General features: G+C 59.6%; 24 protein-coding genes. 14 read left to right on the top strand and 10 right to left on the bottom strand.

Going from position 1 to position 23,143, the window contains the following annotated elements; all coding sequences use genetic code 11:
• Positions 1 to 68 precede the first annotated feature (68 nt).
• The gene (locus tag ACI512_RS20015) at positions 69 to 839 is read right to left on the bottom strand and encodes a helix-turn-helix transcriptional regulator (protein WP_236381166.1); all 771 of its coding nucleotides are present in this window, start codon (positions 837 to 839) and stop codon (positions 69 to 71) included.
• Positions 840 to 913: 74 nt separating this feature from the next.
• On the opposite strand from ACI512_RS20015, the gene ACI512_RS20010 reads away from it, so the two are divergent.
• Positions 914 to 2,080: a cytochrome P450 gene (locus tag ACI512_RS20010; protein WP_236381164.1), complete on the top strand. Its 1,167-nt coding sequence runs from the start codon at positions 914 to 916 to the stop codon at positions 2,078 to 2,080.
• 15 nt (positions 2,081 to 2,095) lie between these two features.
• Here ACI512_RS20010 and ACI512_RS20005 read toward each other — a convergent pair whose 3' ends face one another.
• Positions 2,096 to 3,226, bottom strand: a complete 1,131-nt coding sequence (locus ACI512_RS20005) for a GGDEF domain-containing protein (protein WP_236381162.1) — start codon at positions 3,224 to 3,226, stop codon at positions 2,096 to 2,098.
• 418 nt (positions 3,227 to 3,644) lie between these two features.
• On the opposite strand from ACI512_RS20005, the gene ACI512_RS20000 reads away from it, so the two are divergent.
• Together ACI512_RS20000 and ACI512_RS19995 are read left to right on the top strand one after the other, a co-directional pair.
• Positions 3,645 to 4,445, top strand: coding sequence for an Imm49 family immunity protein (locus ACI512_RS20000; RefSeq protein ID WP_231807597.1), 801 nt, complete (start codon positions 3,645 to 3,647; stop codon positions 4,443 to 4,445).
• 15 nt (positions 4,446 to 4,460) lie between these two features.
• Entirely contained in the window at positions 4,461 to 4,859 is a 399-nt protein-coding gene (locus tag ACI512_RS19995; protein WP_064053553.1) for a hypothetical protein, read from the top strand.
• Between the two features lie 390 nt (positions 4,860 to 5,249).
• Here ACI512_RS19995 and ACI512_RS19990 read toward each other — a convergent pair whose 3' ends face one another.
• Together ACI512_RS19990 and ACI512_RS19985 are read right to left on the bottom strand one after the other, a co-directional pair.
• Complete coding sequence (locus tag ACI512_RS19990; protein ID WP_046036787.1) at positions 5,250 to 5,861, bottom strand: prepilin-type N-terminal cleavage/methylation domain-containing protein; 612 nt, start codon at positions 5,859 to 5,861, stop codon at positions 5,250 to 5,252.
• Positions 5,858 to 6,319, bottom strand: a complete 462-nt coding sequence (locus ACI512_RS19985; RefSeq protein WP_012724402.1) for a GspH/FimT family pseudopilin — start codon at positions 6,317 to 6,319, stop codon at positions 5,858 to 5,860. The genes ACI512_RS19990 and ACI512_RS19985 overlap by 4 nt, the downstream gene beginning before the upstream one ends.
• 81 nt (positions 6,320 to 6,400) lie before the next feature.
• Here ACI512_RS19985 and ACI512_RS19980 point away from each other — a divergent pair, with 81 nt between their 5' ends.
• Entirely contained in the window at positions 6,401 to 6,832 is a 432-nt protein-coding gene (locus ACI512_RS19980) for a general secretion pathway protein GspC (RefSeq protein ID WP_236383648.1), read from the top strand.
• 6 nt (positions 6,833 to 6,838) lie between these two features.
• Here ACI512_RS19980 and gspI read toward each other — a convergent pair whose 3' ends face one another.
• On the bottom strand, positions 6,839 to 7,225 hold the full coding sequence (gene gspI, locus ACI512_RS19975; RefSeq protein ID WP_236383650.1) for a type II secretion system minor pseudopilin GspI: 387 nt from the start codon (positions 7,223 to 7,225) through the stop codon (positions 6,839 to 6,841).
• Between the two features lie 146 nt (positions 7,226 to 7,371).
• Here gspI and gspG point away from each other — a divergent pair, with 146 nt between their 5' ends.
• The 7 genes from gspG to gspF are packed head-to-tail and all read left to right on the top strand — an operon-like array spanning position 7,372 to position 15,488.
• Positions 7,372 to 7,821: a type II secretion system major pseudopilin GspG gene (gene gspG / locus ACI512_RS19970; protein ID WP_046036790.1), complete on the top strand. Its 450-nt coding sequence runs from the start codon at positions 7,372 to 7,374 to the stop codon at positions 7,819 to 7,821.
• Between the two features lie 8 nt (positions 7,822 to 7,829).
• Positions 7,830 to 8,795 (top strand): type II secretion system minor pseudopilin GspK, encoded by a 966-nt coding sequence (gene gspK / locus ACI512_RS19965; RefSeq protein WP_236383652.1) that lies wholly within the window; start codon positions 7,830 to 7,832, stop codon positions 8,793 to 8,795.
• Positions 8,792 to 9,964 carry a type II secretion system protein GspL gene (gene gspL / locus ACI512_RS19960; RefSeq protein ID WP_236383654.1) on the top strand — a complete coding sequence of 391 codons (1,173 nt, stop codon included), beginning with the start codon at positions 8,792 to 8,794 and terminating at the stop codon, positions 9,962 to 9,964. The genes gspK and gspL overlap by 4 nt, the downstream gene beginning before the upstream one ends.
• Positions 9,957 to 10,502, top strand: a complete 546-nt coding sequence (gene gspM, locus ACI512_RS19955) for a type II secretion system protein GspM (RefSeq protein ID WP_236383656.1) — start codon at positions 9,957 to 9,959, stop codon at positions 10,500 to 10,502. The genes gspL and gspM overlap by 8 nt, the downstream gene beginning before the upstream one ends.
• The gene (gene gspD, locus ACI512_RS19950) at positions 10,499 to 12,865 is read left to right on the top strand and encodes a type II secretion system secretin GspD (RefSeq protein WP_405121284.1); all 2,367 of its coding nucleotides are present in this window, start codon (positions 10,499 to 10,501) and stop codon (positions 12,863 to 12,865) included. The genes gspM and gspD overlap by 4 nt, the downstream gene beginning before the upstream one ends.
• Positions 12,862 to 14,280 (top strand): type II secretion system ATPase GspE, encoded by a 1,419-nt coding sequence (gene gspE, locus ACI512_RS19945; protein WP_236383584.1) that lies wholly within the window; start codon positions 12,862 to 12,864, stop codon positions 14,278 to 14,280. The genes gspD and gspE overlap by 4 nt, the downstream gene beginning before the upstream one ends.
• Entirely contained in the window at positions 14,280 to 15,488 is a 1,209-nt protein-coding gene (gene gspF, locus ACI512_RS19940) for a type II secretion system inner membrane protein GspF (protein ID WP_236383585.1), read from the top strand. The genes gspE and gspF overlap by 1 nt, the downstream gene beginning before the upstream one ends.
• 65 nt (positions 15,489 to 15,553) lie before the next feature.
• Here the strand turns inward: gspF and ACI512_RS19935 are convergent, their stop codons facing one another.
• From ACI512_RS19935 to ACI512_RS19915, 5 genes are all read right to left on the bottom strand, one after another.
• Positions 15,554 to 16,696, bottom strand: a complete 1,143-nt coding sequence (locus tag ACI512_RS19935) for a polysaccharide lyase family 1 protein (protein WP_236383588.1) — start codon at positions 16,694 to 16,696, stop codon at positions 15,554 to 15,556.
• 248 nt (positions 16,697 to 16,944) lie between these two features.
• The gene (locus ACI512_RS19930; protein WP_064053564.1) at positions 16,945 to 17,502 is read right to left on the bottom strand and encodes an NADPH-dependent FMN reductase; all 558 of its coding nucleotides are present in this window, start codon (positions 17,500 to 17,502) and stop codon (positions 16,945 to 16,947) included.
• Positions 17,499 to 18,059 (bottom strand): cupin domain-containing protein, encoded by a 561-nt coding sequence (locus tag ACI512_RS19925; RefSeq protein ID WP_236383590.1) that lies wholly within the window; start codon positions 18,057 to 18,059, stop codon positions 17,499 to 17,501. Before ACI512_RS19925 ends, ACI512_RS19930 begins: the two co-directional genes overlap by 4 nt.
• A gap of 59 nt (positions 18,060 to 18,118) precedes the next feature.
• Positions 18,119 to 19,234: an alcohol dehydrogenase catalytic domain-containing protein gene (locus tag ACI512_RS19920; protein ID WP_405121283.1), complete on the bottom strand. Its 1,116-nt coding sequence runs from the start codon at positions 19,232 to 19,234 to the stop codon at positions 18,119 to 18,121.
• 69 nt (positions 19,235 to 19,303) lie between these two features.
• A complete protein-coding gene (locus ACI512_RS19915; protein WP_064053567.1) occupies positions 19,304 to 19,885 on the bottom strand; it encodes an amino acid synthesis family protein in 582 nt (193 codons plus the stop codon).
• A gap of 126 nt (positions 19,886 to 20,011) precedes the next feature.
• Here ACI512_RS19915 and ACI512_RS19910 point away from each other — a divergent pair, with 126 nt between their 5' ends.
• The 3 genes from ACI512_RS19910 (at position 20,012) to ACI512_RS19900 (ending at position 23,129) form a co-directional block, all read left to right on the top strand.
• Positions 20,012 to 20,863 carry a fumarylacetoacetate hydrolase family protein gene (locus ACI512_RS19910; protein WP_064053568.1) on the top strand — a complete coding sequence of 284 codons (852 nt, stop codon included), beginning with the start codon at positions 20,012 to 20,014 and terminating at the stop codon, positions 20,861 to 20,863.
• 40 nt (positions 20,864 to 20,903) lie between these two features.
• Positions 20,904 to 21,464 carry a VOC family protein gene (locus ACI512_RS19905; protein ID WP_064053569.1) on the top strand — a complete coding sequence of 187 codons (561 nt, stop codon included), beginning with the start codon at positions 20,904 to 20,906 and terminating at the stop codon, positions 21,462 to 21,464.
• A gap of 90 nt (positions 21,465 to 21,554) precedes the next feature.
• Complete coding sequence (locus ACI512_RS19900) at positions 21,555 to 23,129, top strand: bifunctional 3-(3-hydroxy-phenyl)propionate/3-hydroxycinnamic acid hydroxylase (RefSeq protein ID WP_064053570.1); 1,575 nt, start codon at positions 21,555 to 21,557, stop codon at positions 23,127 to 23,129.
• Positions 23,130 to 23,143: the final 14 nt, after the last annotated feature.

Genomic DNA, 23,143 nt, shown 5'->3' with positions numbered 1-23,143 from the left:
AGATGTTTTTGCTGGGCGCCAGGCATCCGCGTGTGGCCGAACAGATGCCCAGCCAAAGGGATTGGTCGTTATCGTGCAGGTAAAGCTGGCTCGGCGGGTGGTGTTACATTTGCTACGACTGATGGTTTTATCTCTGTGTTTTCAAAAGTGATCCCGAATCGGCCAGACAGCTCCTTTCGCCCCTTGGATGTTAATGCAAGTGCCCGACTGTCAAGGTCTTGGATAACCCATTTGCGGTTTATGGCTGTCTGTAGGAGCGCTGCTCCGAGTGCTCCGGCAAGATGAGGGCGGCGCATGCTCCAATCCAGGCATGAGCACGCGAACTGACGTCGTTGTGCTCTTACCTGTTCTATCTCGATACCGAGCTCGGTCATCGCTTGTTCGCCGTTCATCGTAAGCTGATACATGCTGTCCCCAGCGACCGACGCGGTTAACCAGCCTGACGCGATGAAATGGTCGTGCAGTTGCACAGCGAGTGTTCCAGCCATGTGGTCATAACAGGTACGTGCGAACTGCAATCGGGTCGGGGTTGTGGACACATACTGTGGACCAGTGTTTTGGCCGATCACCATCAGGGCCTCAATAGCCTGGGCCACTTGCGCGTCCGCCAGGCTGTAATAGCGATGCCTGCCCTGCGTGTGCAGCCTTACCAACCCGTCCTCTTTTAGTCGTGCCAGGTGCGCGCTCGCCGTGGATGCACCGACGTCGGCGATGGCGGCCATTTCGGTACTGGTACGGGCGTGGCCATCCATCAACGAACACAGCATTTTCGTCCTCGCAGGCTCGGCAATGGCGCCGGCTACCCGAGAAATCGCGGTGTCATTGCGTTGAGCGTCCATATTTCGTTCCTGAGCGAATCGTTGGCATGAGGGGTGTTCGATAGTAGCCGTTCTTTGTGAACAGGACTTGCGCAATGACGCCTTTTGAAGCCGCTACCCATGCTGATCCCTACGGTTATTACTCAAACCTCAGGCGACAAAGTGGCTTGTTATTCGATGCAGAGCTGGGTTTATGGATTGCGAGCAGTGCCAACACCGTCGAAGCCATTTTGGGGCATCCCGACTGTCGGGTGCGCCCGCTAAGCGAGCCGATTCCTCCTGCCATTGCGCGTGGCGCCGCAGGAGTGATTTTTGGTCGTTTGATGCGCATGAACGAGGGCCCGCAGCATCTGTGCCCCAGGATGGCTATCGAGCCTGCCTTGGCTTCTGTCGGGAAAGAAAGCCTCTCAGAGATCGTGTCACGCGTGGTCGAGACCCTCGATGACCCCGTTGAAGACCTGGATGAGTTGATGTTCACGTTACCGGTTTCCGTCATCGCAGCCTTGATAGGCCTCCCATCCGGGCGGCTACACGAAGTCGCGAAGCTGACACGGGATTTTGTCGCCTGCCTGTCGCCGTTAAGCGACGAAATTCAACTCGGCGAAGCTCATTCCGGGGCCACTCGGTTAAATCAATTATTCAGCGCGCTATTGAGTGACCAGGAGGAGAGCAGCCGCTTCATGAGTCATATCCGGAGCGCCTGTGCGGCCAACGCCTGGAGCGAGCATGATGCATTGATCGCCAACCTGATCGGCTTGTTGTCACAGACTTGCGAAGCCACCGCAGGCCTGATCGGCAATACTCTTGTAGCGCTCCATCGTCACCCTGATCTGACTGAAGGCATGCAACCTGAGCCGATGCTCGTTGCAGACTTGGTGGCAGAGGTAGCGCGCTACGACTCCCCGGTGCAAAATACCCGGCGATTCGTTGCAAAGCGATGCATTATCGGGGATAGCGTCCTGGAGGCGGGTGATACCGTTCTAGTGTTACTCGCTTCAGCCAACAGGGATCCCTACGCAAACCCACACCCCGATAGCCTCTTGCTAAAACGGACGCAACGACGAACCTTCAGCTTCGGCTCAGGACGACATGAATGTCCAGGTCAGCAACTGGCATTGACTATCGCCGCTGAGGCGATTTTGGCATGGTTGCATCGACAGCCAACCTCATCGGTTCGTCCTTGCCAGTGGGGGTATTTGCGCTCCCTCAACGGTCGCATCCCTCAGTTCAATCGTGATCGGGACATTCACCGTTATTTATGAAGCCTGAACCAGGACCTATCCAAACCGATAACAGTTCTTACCGGCGGATTTTGCTTCATACATCGCTATATCCGCCCTGAATAAAACCTGATCAACACTCTCCGGTCCTGCAGCCGCGCTCTCGGTAATGCCGATGCTGACACCGAGACCGTCATAGTCAGCATGTGTATCGGTGTAATCGCCAAGGGTCTTGATAATGCGCTCGGCAACGAGTGCGGCGGATGCCTTATCGGTACCCGGCATTAACACAATGAATTCGTCCCCGCCTATGCGTGCCACTACGTCACTCTTGCGCACCACCTCGGTGATCATGGCAGAGAAGGACACGAGTACGCCGTCGCCGGTCGCATGCCCGTTCGCGTCATTGATTTTTTTGAACCCGTCCAAGTCCAGGTAAAGGACGAAAAAACCCGCATCCTCTTTGGCGTTCGAGCTGAGCGAGGCGGTCAACATATTCAGGATGCCTAAGCGGTTCAGTACGCCCGTCAGTTTGTCGTGGGTGGCTGAATGTGTGCTCTGTGCTTCTGCAATGTAGGCTTTCGTAAGGTTGGCATTGAGGTTGTTCAGCAGTACCCACAAGCCGGTGAGGTACATTGGGGCCTGTAGGATCAATACCCGTAACATCGGTTCCGGTTGAAACAGCGTGGCCAGTTTCAGCGGTATATCCGTGAGCAGGATCTGGGTGAAGGCGTATCGGGGGATGCCTTGATTCCGCATGGCAATAGCGCCGTTCATGCTGACCGCCGACGTACAGGCCAGCACTTGCAGCACTGGGTCCATGCTGATGACGCACGCCGCCGTACCGACGCCGATTTCGGCAGCCCAAATCAAACCGAAGAGCAGCGACAGGTCCGCCGCGTAGGGTAATTTGGACGCTTCACGGGTTAAAAACCGTTGCAGTAAAAGCCAGCGGATGATCCAGATCACAATGTCGGCTACCCACCAACAGATGAAAAACACGGTGGGATGGAGTATCACGGCGACACTGCAGACGAGCAGCGTGTTCAGCCCCGCTGCCGCCAGCGCCGCTCGAGAGGAGAGGGGGCCTTTGAGTAGCTTTAAACGAATGTCCCGGTCGAGTTTTTCATTGTCTTGCACAAACCAACGGATAAACGATGTCCTGGGAAACGAGTGATGATTAGGCATAGTGTTATTCCGCCAAAAAGCGATAACCAGTAGTGGCCTTTTAGCACTATTTTGCCGTCCTCGGGTAAACGGTTTTGCCTGGGGTCCCTGGAGTTGCGCGCGCGCGTGGCGCTAGCGGAAATTATCGACGTAGCCCTGCTGGGAGGTGCCGCTGCTCCGAAGCGGTCGGGGGAGTAGGATCAACAAGCGAAAGCGGTGCAAAAGGAGGTTCTCCAGAAACTGTCACCTACTTCAGGGTTGAGGGCGGCGGATCTGGCACTAAGACCAGTGAGAACCGTATTACTGCCAATGAGGATGGAACCATCACCATCATTCGTACCGCTGCCGACGCTCTTATTGAGGTTTGGTAAAAGGCGTCGCGGGTGTTGATCGAAAATCAGGTCAGCTAATAATTGCTAAGTTAAAGTGAGGTGAATAAATGGAGGCCTTTGAAAAATATGGAAAATACAAGGCGCAAGCCGTATCAAGAATCGAGCATGTAAAAAGCCACTTGGACGGCGGCTTTAATATCGAAAGATGTGTAGTAAATATAGAAACCGGCAAAGGTGATCCAATTGCGTGCATGGATAGTTTAGCGTCGCATGCATATGCGCAAGCTATAGAGGAATGGTTTAGCAATTCGTCATTGGAAAAGATGAAAACCTGGTTTTTTATAGCGGACAGTCTGCGTCGGCACCGGTATTCACTGAAAACCGACAAAATGAACTTCATGACGAAGACGTTTGATTTTTTAGCTGGCTTGGTTTCTGATAATGAATCCTTGATCAGTTGGTTCTGCAATAACGACGATATCTTTGATGCTAAAAGAGTTCAGGCGACCACTACGGCGGACTTTGTAGCGTATCAAATTAGGTTGGCGGTTAAAGGTGACTTTACTCAGTTGCTCGAGCGGTGTGCCAGAATGATTGCGCATCCACCTTCGGGACCCAAGAAGAGATTCATGCTGGATAATGAGTTCTTCATTGCGCTGGCCGAGGGTGATACGTCAAAAATGGAATCCGTCTTGCGCGAACTAACAACACCCGCCGCAATAAAGAGAAGGCTTAGTAGTGAAAGTGGTTATTCCGAGGGGCTGATTTCTACGGTTGGTGTTATTTACGCAAAAATTGCCTGGCGGCACGGTTATCAAGTAGCTATAGATACACCCTATATTCCAGCGGAGTGGCTACCCGTGAAACCGCTGGATTGCTATGATGTTCATTATGACTTTCTGAAATAGCAGGGTTGATGAAATATGAACAATCTTTCGAAAGATGCCCAGGTGCGAAGTCAGCTGTTTGAATCTCTTGTGGGTCGCTACAACGCAACATTGATTTCTGGTCGATACGGCGGCGACTACAACAATGATCAACTCGCGATTAGCGAGGCTGATGGGAACGTCACCTTGTTTTTGGGTTTAAAATTATTGGACAGTGAAGGTGCTTTACAGCTGGATGCTGCATCGCTTGGTCCGCATTTACAATACTCTAAATCGTGGTTCTCCGCGTTGATCGCTAGTTTGAAGTGCTCTCCAGACACTGTTCAATTTTCAGTTAAGATTGAATCTGCGCTTGCGAAAATTTTACTTGTGGCGTGCGTAATATGTATGGATCCCGTGACGCAAGATATTAAGTTGTTGCGTATTGCAATTTGATTCGCGAAGGAAGGGCATCAGAAAAGTAACTGCCTTCCCTTCGGGGACTTAATGCTCGGCCAGATATATTTCCGGCCAACAGCCTCGAGCATTTAAATTGAAGTGTATGTTCATTAATAACAGGTGCTGCATCTGAGAAAAGGGCATGGATTTATTTTCTTTGTCCCCTTTTTCACTCAGAAAAATGGATTTACTAATGTTGAGAAGATTAAAATCGTCATTCTTCCTGTTATAGGGGAGTGGAAGAGTGCGAAGTCAATAAGGGGTATGACTGATTAAGAATTTGATGGGGCGGTGCTTTTGCTAATGAGATCTGTGGGCTGTAGCGTTTAAGTACATAAAGATAAATAGCCTGTTAAATTAATGTCTAGCCCTTAAATACGTTCACACCTAATTCAATGGTCCCACGACCTGCCGATAATGTTCTGCTCCCTGCAACGTCTGGCGAGTCAGCTTGATCTCCAGGCCTTGGGGTTCGTCCTTGCGATTGCCGCTCAGTTGACGCCAACCCTGGCCAGGCTCCCAGACACGTACCTGCAGGTCACTCACTTTGTCCAATACGGCCACGCCTTCGCCCGGTGCGGGAAGCGGGTAGCGGCTGCGCGCGGGTGCTGCTGCGCGGTATAGGGTTTGGTCCTGCAGCCACCAGCGTACCCGTTGCAGACCGTCTTCCGACGCGGCTGCGCTGCGGATCACGTCTAGGCGAAAGCGCTGATTGTCTGCGCTGCGTACGCTGATCGCCGGCGGCGCTTGCGCAGGTTCGGTCTCGTGCTCGGTAAGGTTCGGCACGCGCAATTCGGTGCTGGCGCGCAGGGCCAGGTCGCGTTCCAGCTGGTTCAGGGCGCGCAGTAGGGCTTCGGTGTGTTCGGTGCTCGCCTGCAGATGCTGGTCGGCACGGCTGACGCTGTCGAGGCCGCGCCAGGCAATCAGGCTGACGATCGCCATCAGCATGATCGCCACCATCACTTCAATCAGCGTAAAGCCGTGCTGCCGAGTATTCATGGCGTAGCCTCCACGCGAAATTGTCCGGCCGCGGTGCGCCGTACCGAAAGGCTGTTCTGCCCGTCCGACAGTTGCAGTTGCAACGGCGTATCGAACCACTCGGCGTTGAGTACGACCCGTTGTTTGGGGATGACGCGTACCTGAACCGCCGGTGTGTCCCACGCACGAGGACGCAGTTGCGGGTCGCTGTTGAACTGATCGAAGCCCGTAGCGTGTTCATTGCGGCGGCTGAAGTGAAACCCTTTGGTATCTGCCAGCCAGGTGATCGGGCGCCCGTCGGCCAAGGCTTCGGCCTGGGCGACCTGCAGCAGTTGCACCAGGCGATTGGCGTCCTGGCGCAGCAGGTGCAACGGGTCGGGCTTGATACTCAGGCCGACCGCCGCACTGGCAATGCCAATGATGATGAGCACCACCATCAGTTCGATCAGGGTAAAGCCGTGTTGCCTGGCTGCTGTCATCGCGCAACGCTCCGTCGTCGTGGAGAACATACCGAGAGTTGTCCTGTAGACTGCCTGACAGGACAACAAGGAGGTTTCGTCTTGGCACACACTTTTCGTTTATCGCCCGCGCAATGTGTGCAGTCGGCGGCGTTGCTCGCGACGTTGGCGGGCGTGTTGGTCTGGTCATCACTGCTGCTGACCCCGGTCCAATCCAGCGCACCGCCGGCCGAGCGCGAAGACGCCGCATTGGCGGTCGACAGCCCGGCATTGCAGTGGTTTTCCAATCGGCTTGCAGTGCTGGATATCCAGGTTTCAGGGATGATGACCGGTGCGCATGGCGCAGTCGCGATCCTCAGTCTCAACGGCATGCCACCCCGTGGGTTTCTGGTGGGGGAGCGCTTGACCCAGGGGGTGCGCCTGGTGGCGATTGAGCGCGACACCGTGGTGATTGAGCGCGGCAGCGAACGGACTCGATTCAAGGTCAGCACGCTGCCCGACGCTCAGTCGATGCCACGATTGACCCGGCCCTGAGCCCGCTCATTCGCGTTTTTCCACGGGCTGGGCGAGCAGCGTCTCGAGCCGCGCCAACGGCGGCGCCTCGCGTTCGCGGTCCGAGACCTGCAGCGTGACGCGCATCAGCCGGGGGTCTGCACTCGGCGCGATCACTTGCCCGCAGCGCAGTTGCAGGTGCCCTTGATCACATTCGAAGGCTTTGTGCCCCGGTGCCAGCCGGCCTTCCAGGCGCAGTTCGGCCAGTCGGCTCTGCGCCGCCAGCAGTGCCAGTGATCGGTCACGCAGCAGGCCATTGCTCTGGGTCATCAGGCCCGCAACGCGCACGGCTGCCGACATGGCCACGGCAATAATCGCCAACGCCACCAGCACCTCGATCAACGTAAAACCTTGCTCCTTGCGCGACAGCTCCATGGGTGACTCTTTACCGAAAACCGGCATGCAGGATAACACTCGAAAACAGGCAGATGACTCAGCGTGCGGCTGAGTTTTTTCAATACACCATTTAGTTCATTTGTTACACTGCGCGCCGAATTGCAAACAAGCCAAGGATGGTGAATATGGATGTCGCTCGCGTCAAATTTCAGTCTGCAGGTGGCCGAGGCCAGCAGGGGTTCACCCTGATCGAGATCATGGTGGTGGTGGTGATTCTCGGCATCCTCGCGGCCATGGTCGTACCCAAGGTGCTCGACCGTCCGGATCAAGCCAGGGCCACGGCGGCCAAGCAGGACGTCTCCGGCCTGATGCAGGCACTCAAGCTCTATCGCCTCGACCACGGCACTTACCCCAGCATGAACCAGGGGCTCAAAGTGCTGGTGGAGCGCCCGGCGGACGCCAAGAACAGCAACTGGCGTTCCTACCTGGAGCGTTTGCCCAATGACCCGTGGGGGCGTCCTTACCATTACCTGAACCCTGGCGCGAACGGCGAAGTCGACATCTTCTCCCTCGGTGCAGACGGGCAACCTGACGGCGACGGCGTGAACGCCGATATCGGCTCCTGGCAGCTCTAAGCGCTGCCATGAAAAACCCTTTGCTCAATAGCGCGAAGCAGCGCGGCATGGCGATCATCAGCGCCTTGCTGATCGCCGCCGTGGTGGCGGTTATCGCCGCTGGCATGCTCACCCGGCAGAGCGTGTTTACCCGCTCGCTGGAAGCTGAACAGTCACGCCTGCAAGGCAGTGCGGTGCTGCTCGGCGGCCTGGAAACCAGCCGGCAACTGCTGTGGGATGCGCGTCGCAAGGAAGCACCAACGCGGCGTGACCAGGCATGGGCGCAACCGATCAAAAGCGCCCTCCCAGGTGCAGGTTTTGATGGGCGCCTGGAGGATCAGCAAGGCAAATTCAACCTGCGGAACTTGATCGCCGGCGAGCGCGTCAATGCCAGGCAATTACGCAGTTTTGAGCAGCTGTGCGCCATGCTCGGCATCGAGGCTGGCGTTGCGCAACGCATCAGTCAGCGCGTCATTGCCGCTTATCCGCGCCAGGAACATTCGCAAAGCACGACGCAAAACCGGTTTAACAGCGGCCGCGCGACCTCGCCCGACGCCAACGCCAATCCCGTTCCTGCAACCCGGCCGATGCTGCGCAGCCTCGACGATCTGCGCGGTATCCAGGGCGTGAATGAGCGGGTGTTGGCGCGCCTGGCGCCCTATGTCAGCGTTATCCCGGTCAGTACCTGGGTCAACAGCAACACCGCCAGCGCTGAGGTACTGGCCGCGGTAGTGCCTGGGCTATCGCTGACCCAGGCGCAGGCCTTGGTCGCAGAGCGTGATCGGGGCCAGTGGTTTATCAATCGCGGCGACTTTCTCAATCGCTTGCGTGCGCCGCAGTTGAGCGTCGACGACCTTGACGTCGGTATCACCAGCGAATGGTTTCTGCTTCACGGTTACGCCCGTCGTGACAAGCGCCGGGTCAGGGTGGACGCATTGTTGTATCGCTCGGAGAACGACATGCCCAAGGTGATCTGGTCGAGACTGGGCGTATGAGTGTGCGCATTGCCTTGCCGCCGCTGGACAGCCTTACGCCGGACACTGAGCTTGCGTTCGCACGCCTGGACCGCAACGGTCGCGTCAGCCAGACCGGCGTCAGTACGCTGGCGTTGCTGGGGCAAACGGCTCAATCGCAGAGCGTGGAGTGCTTTCTTCACCCCATGGACAGCGTCCTCACACAGTTGCAGTTGCCACCGCTGTCGGCCGCGAAGACCCAGGCGGCGGTGATGTGTGCGGCACAGGCGCTGATCCTCGGTCGCATTGAACAGATGCATATCGCGCACAGCCCTGGCGATGCCGATGGGCACGTGTTCCTCAGTTGGTTGCCGGCGTCGGTCCTGGAGCGTTTCGGTGAGGTGTTGAGCCAGCACCGGTTAAAGCTGCGGGGGCTATATCCCGCACCCTATGGCCTGCCGGTGCCACCGGCCGGGCACATCAGTGCCTGTGTGCTGGAGGGGCATTTGCTGCTGCGCCATAGCCTTGAGCAAGGCGTGGTCGAACCGCAGGTTCAAGCGAGCCTGGACGCGCTGGCGGCCAGTGGCAGCCGCTTGACCTGGTTCGGTGACGACACCCCCGCTGCAGTGATCGAGCCACAACCTGCGCAGCAACGATGGTCTGCTGCTTTACCTACGTGGGGATTGCACGGCGGCGTCGGCAAGGCACCAGGGTCGCAAGCGGGTTGGGGCAGGGCGCTGGCCTGTTGCGCGCTGGCAATCGGCGTGTGGCTGCTGGGCCTGAACCTGTACGCCGCGCGTGAGGCCAGCGAAGGCCAGCAACTCAAAATGCAAATGAGTCAGCGGGTCAAACAGGCGTTTCCCGAGTTGCCGGTGATCCTTAATCCACTGCAACAAGCCCGTCAGCAATTGAGCGCGCGGCAGAACCCGGCCAGTAACGACGCATCCCAGCGCTTTGCCGGCCTGATGCTGCAAGCCGCCGACGCGATGCCGTTCATGGTCGGCAATGTGCAGGGCCTGGTCTTCGAACAGGCAGAGCTGCACGTGAGTTTGACCGCCGATGCGCGGCGAAATACCCCAGATAACGCCTGGCAAGCCACCCTGGCCCAGGCCGGCGTCGCGGCTCAGGCCACGCCGACGGGCTGGCGCCTGCGCCCGGCCGATGCCGAATCCCGTGAACCCGACTCCGGTGCTGCAAGCGACAATGAATAAGCATTCCTTGACCCTTTGGCGTGGCCAATGGCAGCACTTCAACGCGCGCGCGCGGGGCGTTTGGCGAGGCCTGTCACGGCGGGAAAAACGCATGGTCGCGGGCACTGCGCTGCTGCTCGGCGTGCTGCTGAGCTGGCTGGTCCTGATCCAGCCGGCCTTGAAGAAAATCGAATATTGGCAGGCTGAAACACCAAAGCTGCGTGCGCAAACCGAGGCACTCGAACGGTTGCTGCGCGAGGTGCCGACGCCAACCGCCGGCCAGCCGCTCGAACCGGCCCTGCGCCAAAGCCTGGATGCGCGCGGGCTGGTCGGATATTACCAATTGACGCCGGTGGAGACCGGCTGGCAGTTGACGTTCGAAACTGCACCGGCTGACGCAGTCATCGGTTGGCTGGTGAGCAACCCAAGGCAATTTTCTCTGGAAGTGGTCGAGGCCCGTTTGCAGCGTGCAGGCGAAGCCAAGGCCGATGATACGGCAGGCACTCTGTCGGGAACTGTCCGCATGGATCAGGCGCTTGGCGCTAAGGAAGCTTCATGAAGTGGTCAGGTTCCAATTATGTACGCAACGCCGCGCCGTTCCTGTTACTGGCACTGAGCGCGTGCAGCACGCAAACGGCTTCCAACGCACCACCGCTGCTGGTCGACAGCGAACTCGGCCAGCCTCTGGCCAATACCCAGCGCAGCGGCGACGTACTCCTGGAACGCCAGCGCGCCCAGACGCAGATCGAGCGGCAAGCGCGGCCTCAGCGTACCCTCGTCAATCCGGTGCGCCGGGGCGGCGCAAGTGTCGGCAATACAGCGCTGAGCAACCCATTGGGCAGCCAGCCGGTGAATCTGAATTTCGTGGATGCCGACATTCAAGCCGTCGTGCGCGGTCTCTCCCGCGCCACCGGCCGGCAGTTTCTGGTCGACCCACGCGTGACCGGTTCCCTGACCCTGGTGTCTGAAGGCGAAGTACCGGCCCATCAGGCCTACGATATGTTGCTGGCGGCATTGCGCATGCAGGGCTTCAGCGTGGTCGACGTCGGCGGCGTGGCCCATGTGGTACTGGAGGCCGATGCGAAATTGCTCGGTGGGCCGGTCTACAGTGCCGACCGGCCGGCGGCGAATGGCATGCTCACGCGCACGTTTCGCCTGCATTATGAAAACGCGGTGAACCTGATCCCGGTGCTGCGCCCGATCGTCTCGCCGAACAATCCGATCAATGCCTACCCCGGCAACAACACCCTGGTCATCACCGACTACGCCGACAACCTGACGCGCGTGGCGCAGTTGATCGACAGCATCGACAGCCCCAGCGCGATCGACACCGATGTCGTGCAGGTCCAGAACGGCATCGCGGTGGACATCGCCGGTATGGTCTCGCAGCTGCTGGAACAGCCTGGCGGCGACGCCACCCAGAAGATTTCGGTGGTGGGCGACCCGCGTTCCAACTCGATCATCATCCGTGCCGGCAGCCCGGAGCGCACCGAGCTGGCGCGCAACCTGGTGTACAAACTCGACAACGCCCAGAGCAATCCGAGCAACCTGCACGTGGTGTACCTGCGTAACGCCCAGGCGGCGAAGCTGGCCCAGGCACTGCGCGGCTTGCTCACCGGTGAAAGCGAGAGCGGCACCGGCGATACCGGACGTTCGGTGCTGAGCGCGATGGGTGGCAACACCAGCGGCGGGCAGAGCGGCCAAAACAGCCCAAGCAGCACCAGCCAGACGTCGAGCAGCGGCAGCAGTACCAGCAACGGCACCGGCATGGGCTACGGACAGAGCGGCGGCAATTCGAGCAGCCAGGCCGGCGCCCAGGCCACGGACCAAAGTGTCGCCTTCAGCGCCGGCGGTGTCACGATCCAGGCGGACGCCACCACCAACACCTTGCTGATTTCCGCGCCCGAGCCGCTGTACCGCAACCTGCGGGAAGTCATCGACATGCTGGACCAGCGTCGCGCACAGGTGGTGATCGAGAGCCTGATCGTCGAGGTCGGCGAGGACGATGCCAACGAATTTGGCGTGCAATGGCAAAGCGGTGACCTGGCGGGAAAAGGGGTGATCGGCGGCACCAACCTGGGCGGTAGCGGGCTGCAGACCGGCGGCCTGACCAGCATCGACGCGCTGCCCGGTGGCCTGAGCGTGGGTTACCTCAGCGGCACGGTGAACATCCCCGGTGTCGGCAATGTCATGGACCTCAAAGTGCTGGCCCGCGCCCTCAAGAGCAAGGGCGGCAGCAACGTACTGTCAACGCCGAACCTGCTGACCCTGGACAACGAAGCCGCGAGTATTTTCGTCGGCCAGACCATTCCGTTTGTCAGCGGCAGCTACGTGACCGGAGGGGGTGGCACCAGCAACAACCCGTTCCAGACGGTGACGCGCGAGGAGGTTGGGCTCAAGCTCAATGTACGGCCACAGATCTCCGAAGGCGGCACGGTCAAGCTCGATATCTACCAGGAAGTCAGCAGCATCGACGAACGCGCCTCCAGCAGTGCGACGTCGGCGGGAGTGGTGACCAACAAGCGCGCAATTGACACCAGCATCCTGCTCGATGACGGGCAGATCATGGTGCTCGGCGGCCTGCTGCAGGACGGCTACAGCCAGAGCAACGAGGCGGTGCCCTGGCTGTCGAGCATTCCCGGGCTCGGCGCATTGTTTCGCAATGAACGCCGGGCCACCACCAAGACCAACCTGATGGTGTTCCTGCGGCCCTATATCATCCGTGACAGCGCCGGTGGACGGGCGATTACCCTGAACCGCTACGACTTTATCCGCCGGGCCCAGGGCGCACTGCAACCGGAGCGCAGTTGGGCGATGCCGGGCATGCAGGCGCCGCAATTACCCGCCGCGGCCGTGGGGGTGCCGGCGGCACCGGGAAGCGGGCAACCCCGCGCGACGATTCGTGCAGTGCCGCTCCAATGAACGCGTTGCCCTACGCCTGGGCCAAGGCTCAACGCATCCTGCTGCGCAATGGCGAGGAGGGCGCGGTGCTGACGGTTTGCCCATCGACGCCCGGCTGGTCGATCAGCGAGGTGCGCCGGCAGTTCGGCGCGGCGCGGCTCGAGCAGGTGCGGGACGAGGAACTCGACGGCTTGCTCGCCGCAGCCTACGCCGACACCGGCAGCGCGGCGGCGGTGGTAGGGGCGGCGGAAAACGAAGTCGATCTTGACCGCTTGATGCAGGACATCCCGGAAATCACCGACCTGCTGGACACCCAGGACGGCGCGCCGGTGATCCGCATGATCAACGCGTTGCTCACCCAGGCGGCGCGTGACGAGGCCAGTGACATTCACATCGAGCCTTACGAAAGCCATTCGGTGGTGCGCTACCGGGTCGACGGCACCCTGCGTGACGTGGTCTCGCCGCGTAAGGCGTTGCACGCGGCGCTGGTGTCGCGGATCAAGATCATGGCGCAACTGGACATCGCCGAAAAACGCCTGCCTCAGGATGGCCGCATCGCGTTGCGCGTGGCGGGTCGGCCGATCGACATCCGCGTATCCACGGTGCCCACCGGCCACGGTGAGCGGGTGGTGATGCGTTTGCTCGACAAACAGGCCGGGCGCCTGCAACTGGAAACCCTCGGCATGGACGTGCAGGTGCTGGCCAAGCTGGACAACCTGATCCGCCAGCCCCACGGCATCGTGTTGGTCACCGGCCCCACCGGCAGCGGCAAGACCACCAGCCTCTATGCCGCGCTCGCACGGTTGGACGCCAGCACCAGCAACATCCTCACCGTTGAAGACCCGGTGGAATACGACCTGCCGGGCATCAGCCAGATCCAGGTGAATGCCAAGATCGACATGACCTTTGCCCTGGCCCTGCGGGCGATCCTGCGCCAGGACCCGGACATCATCATGATCGGCGAGATCCGCGACCTCGAAACCGCACAGATTGCAGTGCAGGCTTCGCTGACCGGGCACCTGGTGCTGGCCACGCTGCACACCAATGATGCGGTATCGGCGGTCAACCGGCTGATTGACATGGGCGTCGAGCCGTTCCTGCTGGCGTCTTCGATGCTCGGCGTGTTGGCGCAAAGGCTGGTGCGGCGCCTGTGCAGCCACTGCAAGCAGGAAGACCCGGCCCACCCCGGCACGTGGCGGCCGCTTGGCTGTGCCGCCTGTAACCACACCGGCTACAGCGGCCGCACCGGCATCCATGAGTTGTTCTGTATCGACGATGAGATTCGCGCGTTGATCCACCAGGGTGCGGGTGAACAGGCCCTGCGCCTTGCGGCGCGCGAAACGGGCATGTTCAGCCTGCGCGAAGACGGTGAGCGTTGGGTGCACGCAGGGGCCACGGCGCCGGAAGAAATCCTGCGTGTGACACGGGACGCCTGATGAATCGCTACCGTTTCGAAGCCGCCGACGCCACCGGCAAGCTTGAGTCCGGGTACCTTGAAGCCGATAGCCAGCGCGCCGCGTTCGGGGTGTTGCGCAGCCGTGGTCTTACCGCGCTCTCGGTGCAGCTTGAAACCCCTGTGCCTGCCGGCGGCGGTGCAGTGTTCAGCGCCAGGTTCTCCGACAACGACCTCGCCTGGGCCACGCGGCAACTGGCGAGCCTGCTGGGCGCCAGCCTGCCGTTGGAGGCCGCCTTGAGCGCCACGGTCGAGCAGGCGGAAAAAAAGCATATCGCCCAGACCTTGAGCGCGGTGCGCGCCGATGTACGCGGCGGTATGCGCCTGGCTGAGGCCCTGGCGACACGGCCACGGGATTTCCCCGCGATCTATCGCGCATTGATTGCCGCCGGTGAAGAGTCCGGCGACCTCGCGCAGGTCATGGAGCGTTTGGCCGATTACATCGAAGAACGCAACAACCTGCGCAGCAAGATCCTCACCGCGTTTATCTACCCGGGCGTGGTCGGGCTGGTGTCGATTGCGATCGTGATCTTTCTGCTCAGCTATGTGGTGCCGCAGGTGGTCAGTGCGTTTTCCCAGGCTCGCCAGGACTTGCCGGGGCTGACCCTGGCGATGCTCAATGCGAGTGATTTCATTCGTGCTTGGGGAGTGTTGTGTTTCGGTCTCATGGCCGCCGGCTTCTGGGGATGGCGCCTGTATTTGCGTAACCCGGTGGCGCGCCTGAACTGGCACAGCCGGGTGCTGCGCTTGCCCTTGATCGGGCGCTTTGTGCTGGGCCTGAACACGGCACGGTTTGCCTCGACCCTGGCGATTCTGGGGGCCGCCGGGGTGCCGTTGTTGCGTGCCCTGGAAGCGGCGCGGCAAACCCTATCCAATGACCGCTTGAGCCTCAGCGTGAGAGATGCCACGGCGAAGGTGCGCGAAGGCGTGAACCTCGCGCCGGCGTTGCGCGTGGAAAATGTGTTCCCGCCGGTACTGATCCACCTGATCGCCAGTGGCGAAAAAACCGGTTCGCTGCCGCCAATGCTGGAGCGGGCGGCGCAGACCTTATCGCGCGATATCGAGCGTCGGGCCATGGGCATGACGGCGTTGCTGGAACCACTGATGATTGTCGTGATGGGCGCGGTGGTGCTGGTGATTGTAATGGCCGTGCTGCTGCCGATTATCGAGATCAACCAGTTGGTGCAATAGCTGCAAGCGCGCACTAAAAAGCCCCCGTCACCGAGGGCTTCTTTTTACTGGGTACAACCGTTCAGTCAGAGCTTGCCGGCGCCGGCCTTGGCCTTGACGTCTGCAGCGACTTTGTCCGCCGCCAGCGGTGTGTAGTTGTAAGGCGGGGTCCAGCCGATGCTTGCGGTCCAGGGGCAGGTCAACGCGCCGCCATTGAGGGTCGAGCCGGTGTCGCGGTATACGCTGCCACCGTAGTCGCCGGCGATTTTGTCGCAGCCGCTGATGCCGCTGATCTCGAACGCGTTTTTCTCGGAGAAGATTTTCGAGCCCTTGCCGACGCCATGCGCGTACGAGAAGGGGTAGACCTTATCGCTGGTGCTACCCACGTGGTAGTTGTTGTACAGGTGCACCTGGCCGAAGCGCACGCGCGGGGCGCGGGCCGAAATGTTCTCGAACAGGGAGTTGTGGATCGTCACCTTGAGCTTGCCGTCATCGGTGGTGCGGCTGTCGCTCGAACCGATCAGGTTGTTCTTCTCGTGGGACTTGAAGGCGGTGTACGAAATGGTCACGTAGTTGGCGCCGTTTTTCACGTCCAGGGCGCCGTCGTGGTGCTGTTTCGGGCGACCGTTAGCGGTGCCGTTCTGCGCATCGGTGCGGCGGCCGTCGGTGAAGGTGACATGGTCAACCCACACATTGTTGGCGCCTTCGATGGTCAAACCATCGTATTCGGAGTTCCAGTTACCTTCCTTGCCATCATTGGCATCCCAGATCGGCTCTGGGTCCCAAGGGTTCTCGATGGTGAGGTTGCGAATGATCACGTCGTTTTCTTTGGCATAGAAGAAACCTTCGCGGATTTCGGCGGTGCTGCTGGTGCCGACGATGGTGGTTTTGCCGGGAATATCCAGGCGGCCACGCTTCTTCATATCCGCAGTCGTCGTATAAGCCTTGCCTTCACTGACGTCGATCACGCCCGTGATTTTGATGATGCGTCCATTGGTTCCCACCGAAGCACTCAGTGCGGTTTTCAACTCGGCAGCGTTTTTGACCGTGTAGATGTTAGCCGCGGCAGCCTTGGAGCCGCCCTTGGTGCCACCGTTCTGAGTGGCCCAGCCCGTCGTGGCCGAATCCAGCCAAATGTCCGCAGCGTGAGCCGGCAAGCTGCCAAGCACGAGGACGCCGAAAATGGCACTGGCGAGTTTGCACGCGGTGAAGGTTGATGGTGTTGTCATGAATAATCAGATCCTTGATTAACTTGAGGTTTTAAACACGCACAGGTGTGGCGTGTTTCTCGAGCGGACGTCCGTGTCATCGGTGCAGCGAATCGAACGTCCGCTGCATGAGAAATACTATCATGTGTCGTTTTGTTGTCGTACAACTGAATGCGCTTTGATGTGCATTCATTCGCAAGTCGAGCGTTTTGTTCTTGATCAACGAGCGGGGCGTCCGCCGACGGTGACGGGCGCCAAGCCGAATCAGCTCAAGTCAGAAGATTGATCTCGTCCGTCAAATCGGCGACCCCTGCCAACATGAACTCGATCGTCGGCTCATCCACAAATCGGCCGTCATGGATCTTCTGATTGACCCCCGGAATCACAATCTGCTGGCAGTTGATCACCCGTGACAACGTGGCGTTCAGCGTATCGCGCAATTGTGCCTGGGCCCGTACCCCACCCAGCACACCAGGTGAGGACGTCATGATCAATACCGGTTTGTTTTTCAGCGGTGAGTTGAAGCCAGGGCGAGACGCCCAATCCAAGGCGTTTTTCAGCACCCCGGAAACCCCATAGTTGTATTCGGGCGAGCAGATAATCAGGCCATCTGCCTGGCGTATGGCTTCTTTAAATGCGTGCACGGCATCAGGCAGCGCATCAGCCTCCAGATCAGCGTTGTACAAAGGGAGATCGTTGAGGGCGAACACCTGCAGTTGCACATGGTCACCCAAGCGGCTGGCTAGGGTGTTGAGCACCGCAGTGTTGGTGGACTGCGCGCGCAAGCTGCCGGATAGCCCGAGAAGGCGGTGGACGATGTGGGTCATGGTAATCCTTGCAAGTGTTGGGCGGAGGGGGTGACGCCGATCATCACAAACAGCGCTCGAGCGATGTGTTCACTCTTGTTGCGCCAGGCATGTCGCGTGCCGTTCTGGATCACGATATCGCCAGCCTTGACTAGGCGGCTTTCACCGTTATCCAGTTCAAGCCACATTTCACCTTCCAGGATCACGCCATAATCGATGGTGGCGGTGGTGTGCATACCTGGGCTGTCCGGCTCAAAACACTCAATCAAACCGGGCAGGGCCGCGCTCAACTCGGCATAGGCCTTTACGCCGTCTACAAGGTTATGCATGACACTGTCGGGAGGGAAATCAAACAGGGCAATGCTGGTGCCGCCTTGGGCAGGAATCAGCGAAGCAAGCGCCAAGGTCGGGTCGCTGCCCTGAGCGAGCAGTACCGGGAGGGCGGGTGTCGACCAGATTTGCGCCATGCCATGCCCCGGAATGGAGCTGAAGGATTGGGCCCTGGGGGCCAAATCGTCAGACACAAAAACGGAGTGGCCTTGTTCGTTGTGCCCGGTGACCAGTCTTCTTATTTTCATGGAGATTACTCAGCGCGCAAAAAGGGGCAGCGAGGGGATGCGCTCCTCGCTGCGTTCACTCAAGGGCAGATCACATAGTTGCTGAACCCGCCATGGCGATTTTCGATGCCAGTAATTGCATGGTTGACGTTTTCCAGGCTGAAGGTGGTGTGCTCGAAGAACGACAGATCCAGCACGCCGGACTCCACCATATCGGCCATGGCTTGGCCCTGCCCGGTGGTGAACCACGCCGACCCGCTGAGTTGGACGTCGTTATCCATGATCCAGTGCAGGTCGATAGGGACATCACCCGCAATGGCGCCGATGTTGATCAGATGACCGCCTCTGTTAAGGGATTTAAGGGCTTGGATCAAGCTCTCGTGGGGGGCGCCAGGGCCCAAGGCGTCGATGACGATATCAACGCCTTCGCCCCGGGTGACTTCGCTGGCCCATTGTTGCGTGGGCGTTGTTCCAAGGGTGTGAATCTCGATCCTGCTGGGGGCTGCCAGGTCTTTAACCTTCTGGAACAGCTCCTGGTTGCGCGCGGTGCCGAGGATTTTGCGCACGCCCATCGCCAATGCCAGCGCCACGGCGCCCAGCCCGAGTGTGCCGCTGATGCCGTTGATCAATACGGTACTGCCAGGACCGGCACCGGCCCGCAGCAGAGCCTTATAGGCCGTACCCAGGTACCCGAGGCGTGCAGCCGTTTCGAAGCTGAGGTTCTCGGGCAGTTTGACCAGGCTGTATTGCGGCGCGGGGATGTACTCGCAGAGACCTCCGTAGGGGTAGTCCTCAAACATCCGTGGGCTCTTGGCAGTGAAACCGAAGTAGCCGTTGAAGGTGTAGGCCGTGCAGGCGATCGTATTGCCTGCACGACAGGCGCGGCAGGAACCACAGTGGCGGCCGGGGTTAACGTACACCCGGTCACCCACCTTGAAGTCGTAGACCTGATCACCTACCGCTTCGATAACACCGGCAGGGTCCAGCCCGAAAATCGCTGGCAGCTTCGGTAAGGGGCTGTGAGGGAACCATGTGACCCAATGGGTGAGGATGTTGTGCAGGTTCGGCACGATGCCGCAGGCCTTGACCTTGACCAATACCTCGGTAGGGCGGATGCCGGGGGTTGGCACTTGCTCGATAACCATTGGTTTGCCGCCTTCATACAGGCGTGCGGCACGCATAGTGTTTGCAGTCATGATGTTCTCCAACACACATTTTATTTTTGTAGTGGTAAGGCACTTGGAGCTTCTGTTTACGTTGTGCTGTTATCGCAGCCCGTCTGCGCCCTTCACATCGAAGGCGCTAAGGCCGCCCAGCCGCGCATGGATGCGTCCGCCCGTGGCCATCGCCAGGCCAAACGCGATCTCGCCGCGACGCGGACCATCCCACACGGTCATTTCCGCCACACCGAAATGACTGCGCACGTAGGCGGCCTGAATGTGCCCGAGCGGGATCATTACCCGCGAGCCCGGGCCCGCAATGGTTTTCGCCGCCGGCACAATCGCTTTCGGGTTGCCCAGTGCCTCACGCATCGCCCAGCCTCCGGCTTCATGCCAGACCGCACCGTGTTCCAACTCGCCGTCTTCGCCGACGATGGCACCCTTGCCATACGCCTGCACATGTTCCGCGCCGCCCAGCGCGTGGATCAAGCGCTCCGACAATTCGGCCCCCAAACTTCTCAGCGCCTGCATGAACGGCAGCACGTCCTCAACATATTGGCCGGCGTAGGGGTTGGCAACCACCGCAGTGGCCACCGCTATCCTCAACGGCGCTGACGCGACTGGCCCGCCCTCATGGAGGACTTCCTCCACATCCAGTTTGATCTTCCTTACCCTCACAAGCGTCATGCCGAACCTCCTGATACGAGCGCCTCAAACGGCGCATTATTTTTTAAGCTGGCCTTTCGAATTATGCATTTAATAATGTATGGTGCAAGAAGTAAGTTTTTGTGCACAAAAAAACAGGAGAGAAACATGAAGCTGATTTCTTACCGCAAAGACGGCAAAGCGCATTTCGGCGCGGTGCGGGGGGATGGCGTGATTGAGCTGACCGAGGCCTTTGCCTCGGTGGGCGACCTCGCGACGTTCCTGGGCGACCCGGCCTTAATGGACGAAGCGCGGCGGCTCGTCGGCAGCCAGCCGGCAGACTATGCGTTCTCCAGCGTAGAGCTGGAAGCGGTGATCCCCAACCCAGGCAAGGTGATTTGCGTGGGCATCAACTATGTGGCGCATGCCGAGGAAGCCGGGCGCAAGGTCGGTGAATTCCCAGTGATTTTCCAACGCTTCGCCGAAACACTGTTGCCCCACGGTGAGCCATTGGTGCGGCCGCAAGTGTCGGAGCAATTCGACTTTGAAGCCGAATTGGCCGTTGTGATCGGCAAGGGTGGATCGCACATCGACCCGGCGGATGCGATGGCGCATGTCGCCGGCTACACCTGCTTCAACGATGCCAGCGTGCGTGACTGGCAGTTCCATACTCATCAATACGGCATGGGCAAAACCTTCAGAAAAACCGGTGCGCTGGGCCCCTGGCTGATTCCCGCAGCGGACATTCCCGATTACCGTAAGCTTGTGGTGCGCGGGGTACTCAACGGCGAGCAATTGCAGGAGGGCAGTCTTTCAGAGCTGGCCTTCGATATTCCGCACTTGATCGCCTATGTCTCCAAGGCACTGGCATGGAACCCGGGCGATATCCTGGCCACTGGCACGCCAAGCGGGATCGGCTTCAAACGCAACCCACCGATCTTTCTAAAACCCGGTGATGTGTTTGAAGTTGTGATCACCGAAATCGGCACCCTGTCCAACGGCGTTATCGACGAAGCCTGAGCGTTGTCCTCTGCACAATCATAAAAACTGGAGGTTTCACATGCCCGCTCTACCCACTATCAACTTCACTCATACCGGTGTTTTCTGCGCAGACCTCGACCGCATGGTCGATTTTTACTGCCGTGTCCTGGGTTTCATCGTCAGCGACAAAGGGGTTGCCTCGACCGGCCACCGACTGTTCTTCATGACGCAAAATCCTGAGCTGCATCACCAGGTGGTGCTCTTCGACGGCAAGCCTGCCGACCTGGCATTTAACCCGATCAACCAGTTGTCCTTCTTGCTCGATTCGCTCGAAGACCTGAAAACCTACTACCAGTTTGCCAAGCGCAACGGCATTCAAGGCATTGCCCAGGTCGACCATGGCAACGCCTGGTCCCTGTACTTCAAGGACCCCGAGGGCAACCCCATCGAAATGTATGTGGATGCGCCGTTCTACACCGCCCAACCCTGCAAGGAACCGCTGGATCTGGAACTGCCGGCCGAAGTGATCCTGGCCCAGACCCATGCCATGTGCCTGCGCCGTCCTGGCTTTCAGACCCGTGACGAGTGGAAGAACTCGATACGCGCGAAGATCGAAGAGCAACGCGTGCGGCTTGGCTGATCGCGTCATGAGAAGCCCGGCTGATGGGGGCCCCGTGCCTGCCCATCAGCCCCACGTTGCACCTGATAAGCACAAGAAGCGGAGTAGACGATGGACTACGATGTCATCATTGTTGGAATGGGGCCGGTAGGTGCCGTATGCGCGAACCTGGCCGGTATGTGGGGGCTCAAGACCCTCGTCGTGGACAAATCCGAAACGGTCTACACCAACCCCCGCGCCATGGGGTTCGACCATGAGGTGATGCGCGTTTTCGGCAATATCGGCTTGGCCAATGAGATCGCCGCGCATGTGATGCCGTATCGCCCCTCGGAGTATCGCACCACCGGTTCCCACCTGATCAAGCGCATTGACGCAGCCAAGCCGCCGTTTGCCTTGGGCTGGGCACCCAATTACGTATTTTCTCAGCCACCGGTAGAACACGCGCTGCGCGGTAAAATCGCCGGCCACAAGAGTGTGACCGTGGAACTTGGCGCCGAAGTGCTGGCGGTTGACCAGGCCCAGGTGCGGATTCAGTCCAGGGATGGCAGCGAGCGCACGGTAACGGCGGACTACGTCCTGGCTTGCGACGGCGGCACTAGCCCGATTCGTACCCGGCTCGGGTTGAACATGGAGGATCTGGCCTTCGACGAACCCTGGCTGGTGGTCGATGTGATCCTCAATGAGGGCGCGGGAGAGCATTTGCCCAAGACCAACGTACAGTTCTGCGAACTGGCGCGGCCTTGCACCTTCGTGGTGGGGCCGGGGCGGCATCGACGCTGGGAGTTCATGATCAATCCGGATGAGCAACCCTCGGAGATTTCAAAACCCGAGGTAATCAAACAGCTCATCGCTCGCTGGTTACCGGAGGCTGACTATCAACTGTGGCGCGCCTCGGCGTATCGCTTCCATGCGTTGATCCTGGAGCAGTGGAAGGCCGACCGTGTGTTCTTCCTCGGCGATGCCGCGCACATGACGCCGCCGTTTTTGGCGCAAGGCATGTGCCAGGGAATTCGCGATGCGTTGAACCTGGTCTGGAAGCTCGCCCTGGTCAAGAAAGGCCTGGCGGCGCCGGCGTTCCTCGATACCTATCAGGCTGAGCGTATCCCCCACGTGCGTCAAACGACCCAGGCAGCCAAGGAGTTCGGCGGGGTGATTTGCGAACGCGACAGTGAGCGCGCGGCATTGCGCGATGCGCACTTGATCCGGCAGATGACCGAGCAACCGGAAGGCATCATTCGTCAATCGCTGATCCCAGGCTTGAAGCATGGGTTTATCGCAAATGTGGCGCCGGCCGGCGAGCTGTTTCCTCAGCCGCGGGTAATCAATCATGAAGGTAAGCAGGGGTTGCTGGATGAGTTCACCGGGCAATCCTTTCGCGTGATCATCGCGCCAGGGTTCGACGCCAGTGCGTTGCTGCGGTGTCTGCGCAGCAGCCAGTCACTCGATGGCTTGCCGATTGAAGTGGTGCGGTTGGTCACTTCGCAGCAGCCTGGTGCGCGTACGGTGGATGACTACGAAGAGGTCGATGGTCTATTGGCGCAATGGCTGGAGCTGCGTGGCTGCAACGTGGTGATCGTGCGTCCGGACCATTATGTGTATGGCGGTGCAGTGACCGTGGCCTGGGCCATGGAGCTGCTGGAGGGCATGGAATTGGCCTTGAGTGGCAAGCGACCGGACGCCGCTTGAACCTGTAGGAGCGA

Source organism: Pseudomonas petroselini, from assembly GCF_045037875.1.
Classification (GTDB): Bacteria; Pseudomonadota; Gammaproteobacteria; order Pseudomonadales; family Pseudomonadaceae; genus Aquipseudomonas; species Aquipseudomonas petroselini.
Note: the sequence above shows the minus strand (reverse complement) of the source record. Positions and strands in the feature narration are given on the sequence as shown.

Bases quoted from the DNA above. Each gene is read 5' to 3' on its own strand.
- ACI512_RS20010 (WP_236381164.1), top strand. From the start codon at position 914: ATGACGCCTTTTGAAGCCGCTACCCATGCTGATCCCTACGGTTATTAC.
- ACI512_RS19985 (WP_012724402.1), bottom strand. From the start codon at position 6,319: ATGACAGCAGCCAGGCAACACGGCTTTACCCTGATCGAACTGATGGTG.
- gspF (WP_236383585.1), top strand. From the start codon at position 14,280: ATGAATCGCTACCGTTTCGAAGCCGCCGACGCCACCGGCAAGCTTGAG.
- gspD (WP_405121284.1), top strand. From the start codon at position 10,499: ATGAAGTGGTCAGGTTCCAATTATGTACGCAACGCCGCGCCGTTCCTG.
- ACI512_RS19900 (WP_064053570.1), top strand. From the start codon at position 21,555: ATGGACTACGATGTCATCATTGTTGGAATGGGGCCGGTAGGTGCCGTA.
- gspK (WP_236383652.1), top strand. From the start codon at position 7,830: ATGAAAAACCCTTTGCTCAATAGCGCGAAGCAGCGCGGCATGGCGATC.
- ACI512_RS19995 (WP_064053553.1), top strand. From the start codon at position 4,461: ATGAACAATCTTTCGAAAGATGCCCAGGTGCGAAGTCAGCTGTTTGAA.
- gspE (WP_236383584.1), top strand. From the start codon at position 12,862: ATGAACGCGTTGCCCTACGCCTGGGCCAAGGCTCAACGCATCCTGCTG.
- ACI512_RS19925 (WP_236383590.1), bottom strand. From the start codon at position 18,059: ATGAAAATAAGAAGACTGGTCACCGGGCACAACGAACAAGGCCACTCC.
- ACI512_RS19905 (WP_064053569.1), top strand. From the start codon at position 20,904: ATGCCCGCTCTACCCACTATCAACTTCACTCATACCGGTGTTTTCTGC.
- ACI512_RS19920 (WP_405121283.1), bottom strand. From the start codon at position 19,234: ATGACTGCAAACACTATGCGTGCCGCACGCCTGTATGAAGGCGGCAAA.
- ACI512_RS19910 (WP_064053568.1), top strand. From the start codon at position 20,012: ATGAAGCTGATTTCTTACCGCAAAGACGGCAAAGCGCATTTCGGCGCG.
- gspL (WP_236383654.1), top strand. From the start codon at position 8,792: ATGAGTGTGCGCATTGCCTTGCCGCCGCTGGACAGCCTTACGCCGGAC.
- ACI512_RS19930 (WP_064053564.1), bottom strand. From the start codon at position 17,502: ATGACCCACATCGTCCACCGCCTTCTCGGGCTATCCGGCAGCTTGCGC.
- gspI (WP_236383650.1), bottom strand. From the start codon at position 7,225: ATGGAGCTGTCGCGCAAGGAGCAAGGTTTTACGTTGATCGAGGTGCTG.
- ACI512_RS20000 (WP_231807597.1), top strand. From the start codon at position 3,645: ATGGAGGCCTTTGAAAAATATGGAAAATACAAGGCGCAAGCCGTATCA.
- gspM (WP_236383656.1), top strand. From the start codon at position 9,957: ATGAATAAGCATTCCTTGACCCTTTGGCGTGGCCAATGGCAGCACTTC.
- ACI512_RS19935 (WP_236383588.1), bottom strand. From the start codon at position 16,696: ATGACAACACCATCAACCTTCACCGCGTGCAAACTCGCCAGTGCCATT.
- ACI512_RS20015 (WP_236381166.1), bottom strand. From the start codon at position 839: ATGGACGCTCAACGCAATGACACCGCGATTTCTCGGGTAGCCGGCGCC.
- ACI512_RS19990 (WP_046036787.1), bottom strand. From the start codon at position 5,861: ATGAATACTCGGCAGCACGGCTTTACGCTGATTGAAGTGATGGTGGCG.
- ACI512_RS20005 (WP_236381162.1), bottom strand. From the start codon at position 3,226: ATGCCTAATCATCACTCGTTTCCCAGGACATCGTTTATCCGTTGGTTT.
- gspG (WP_046036790.1), top strand. From the start codon at position 7,372: ATGGATGTCGCTCGCGTCAAATTTCAGTCTGCAGGTGGCCGAGGCCAG.
- ACI512_RS19915 (WP_064053567.1), bottom strand. From the start codon at position 19,885: ATGACGCTTGTGAGGGTAAGGAAGATCAAACTGGATGTGGAGGAAGTC.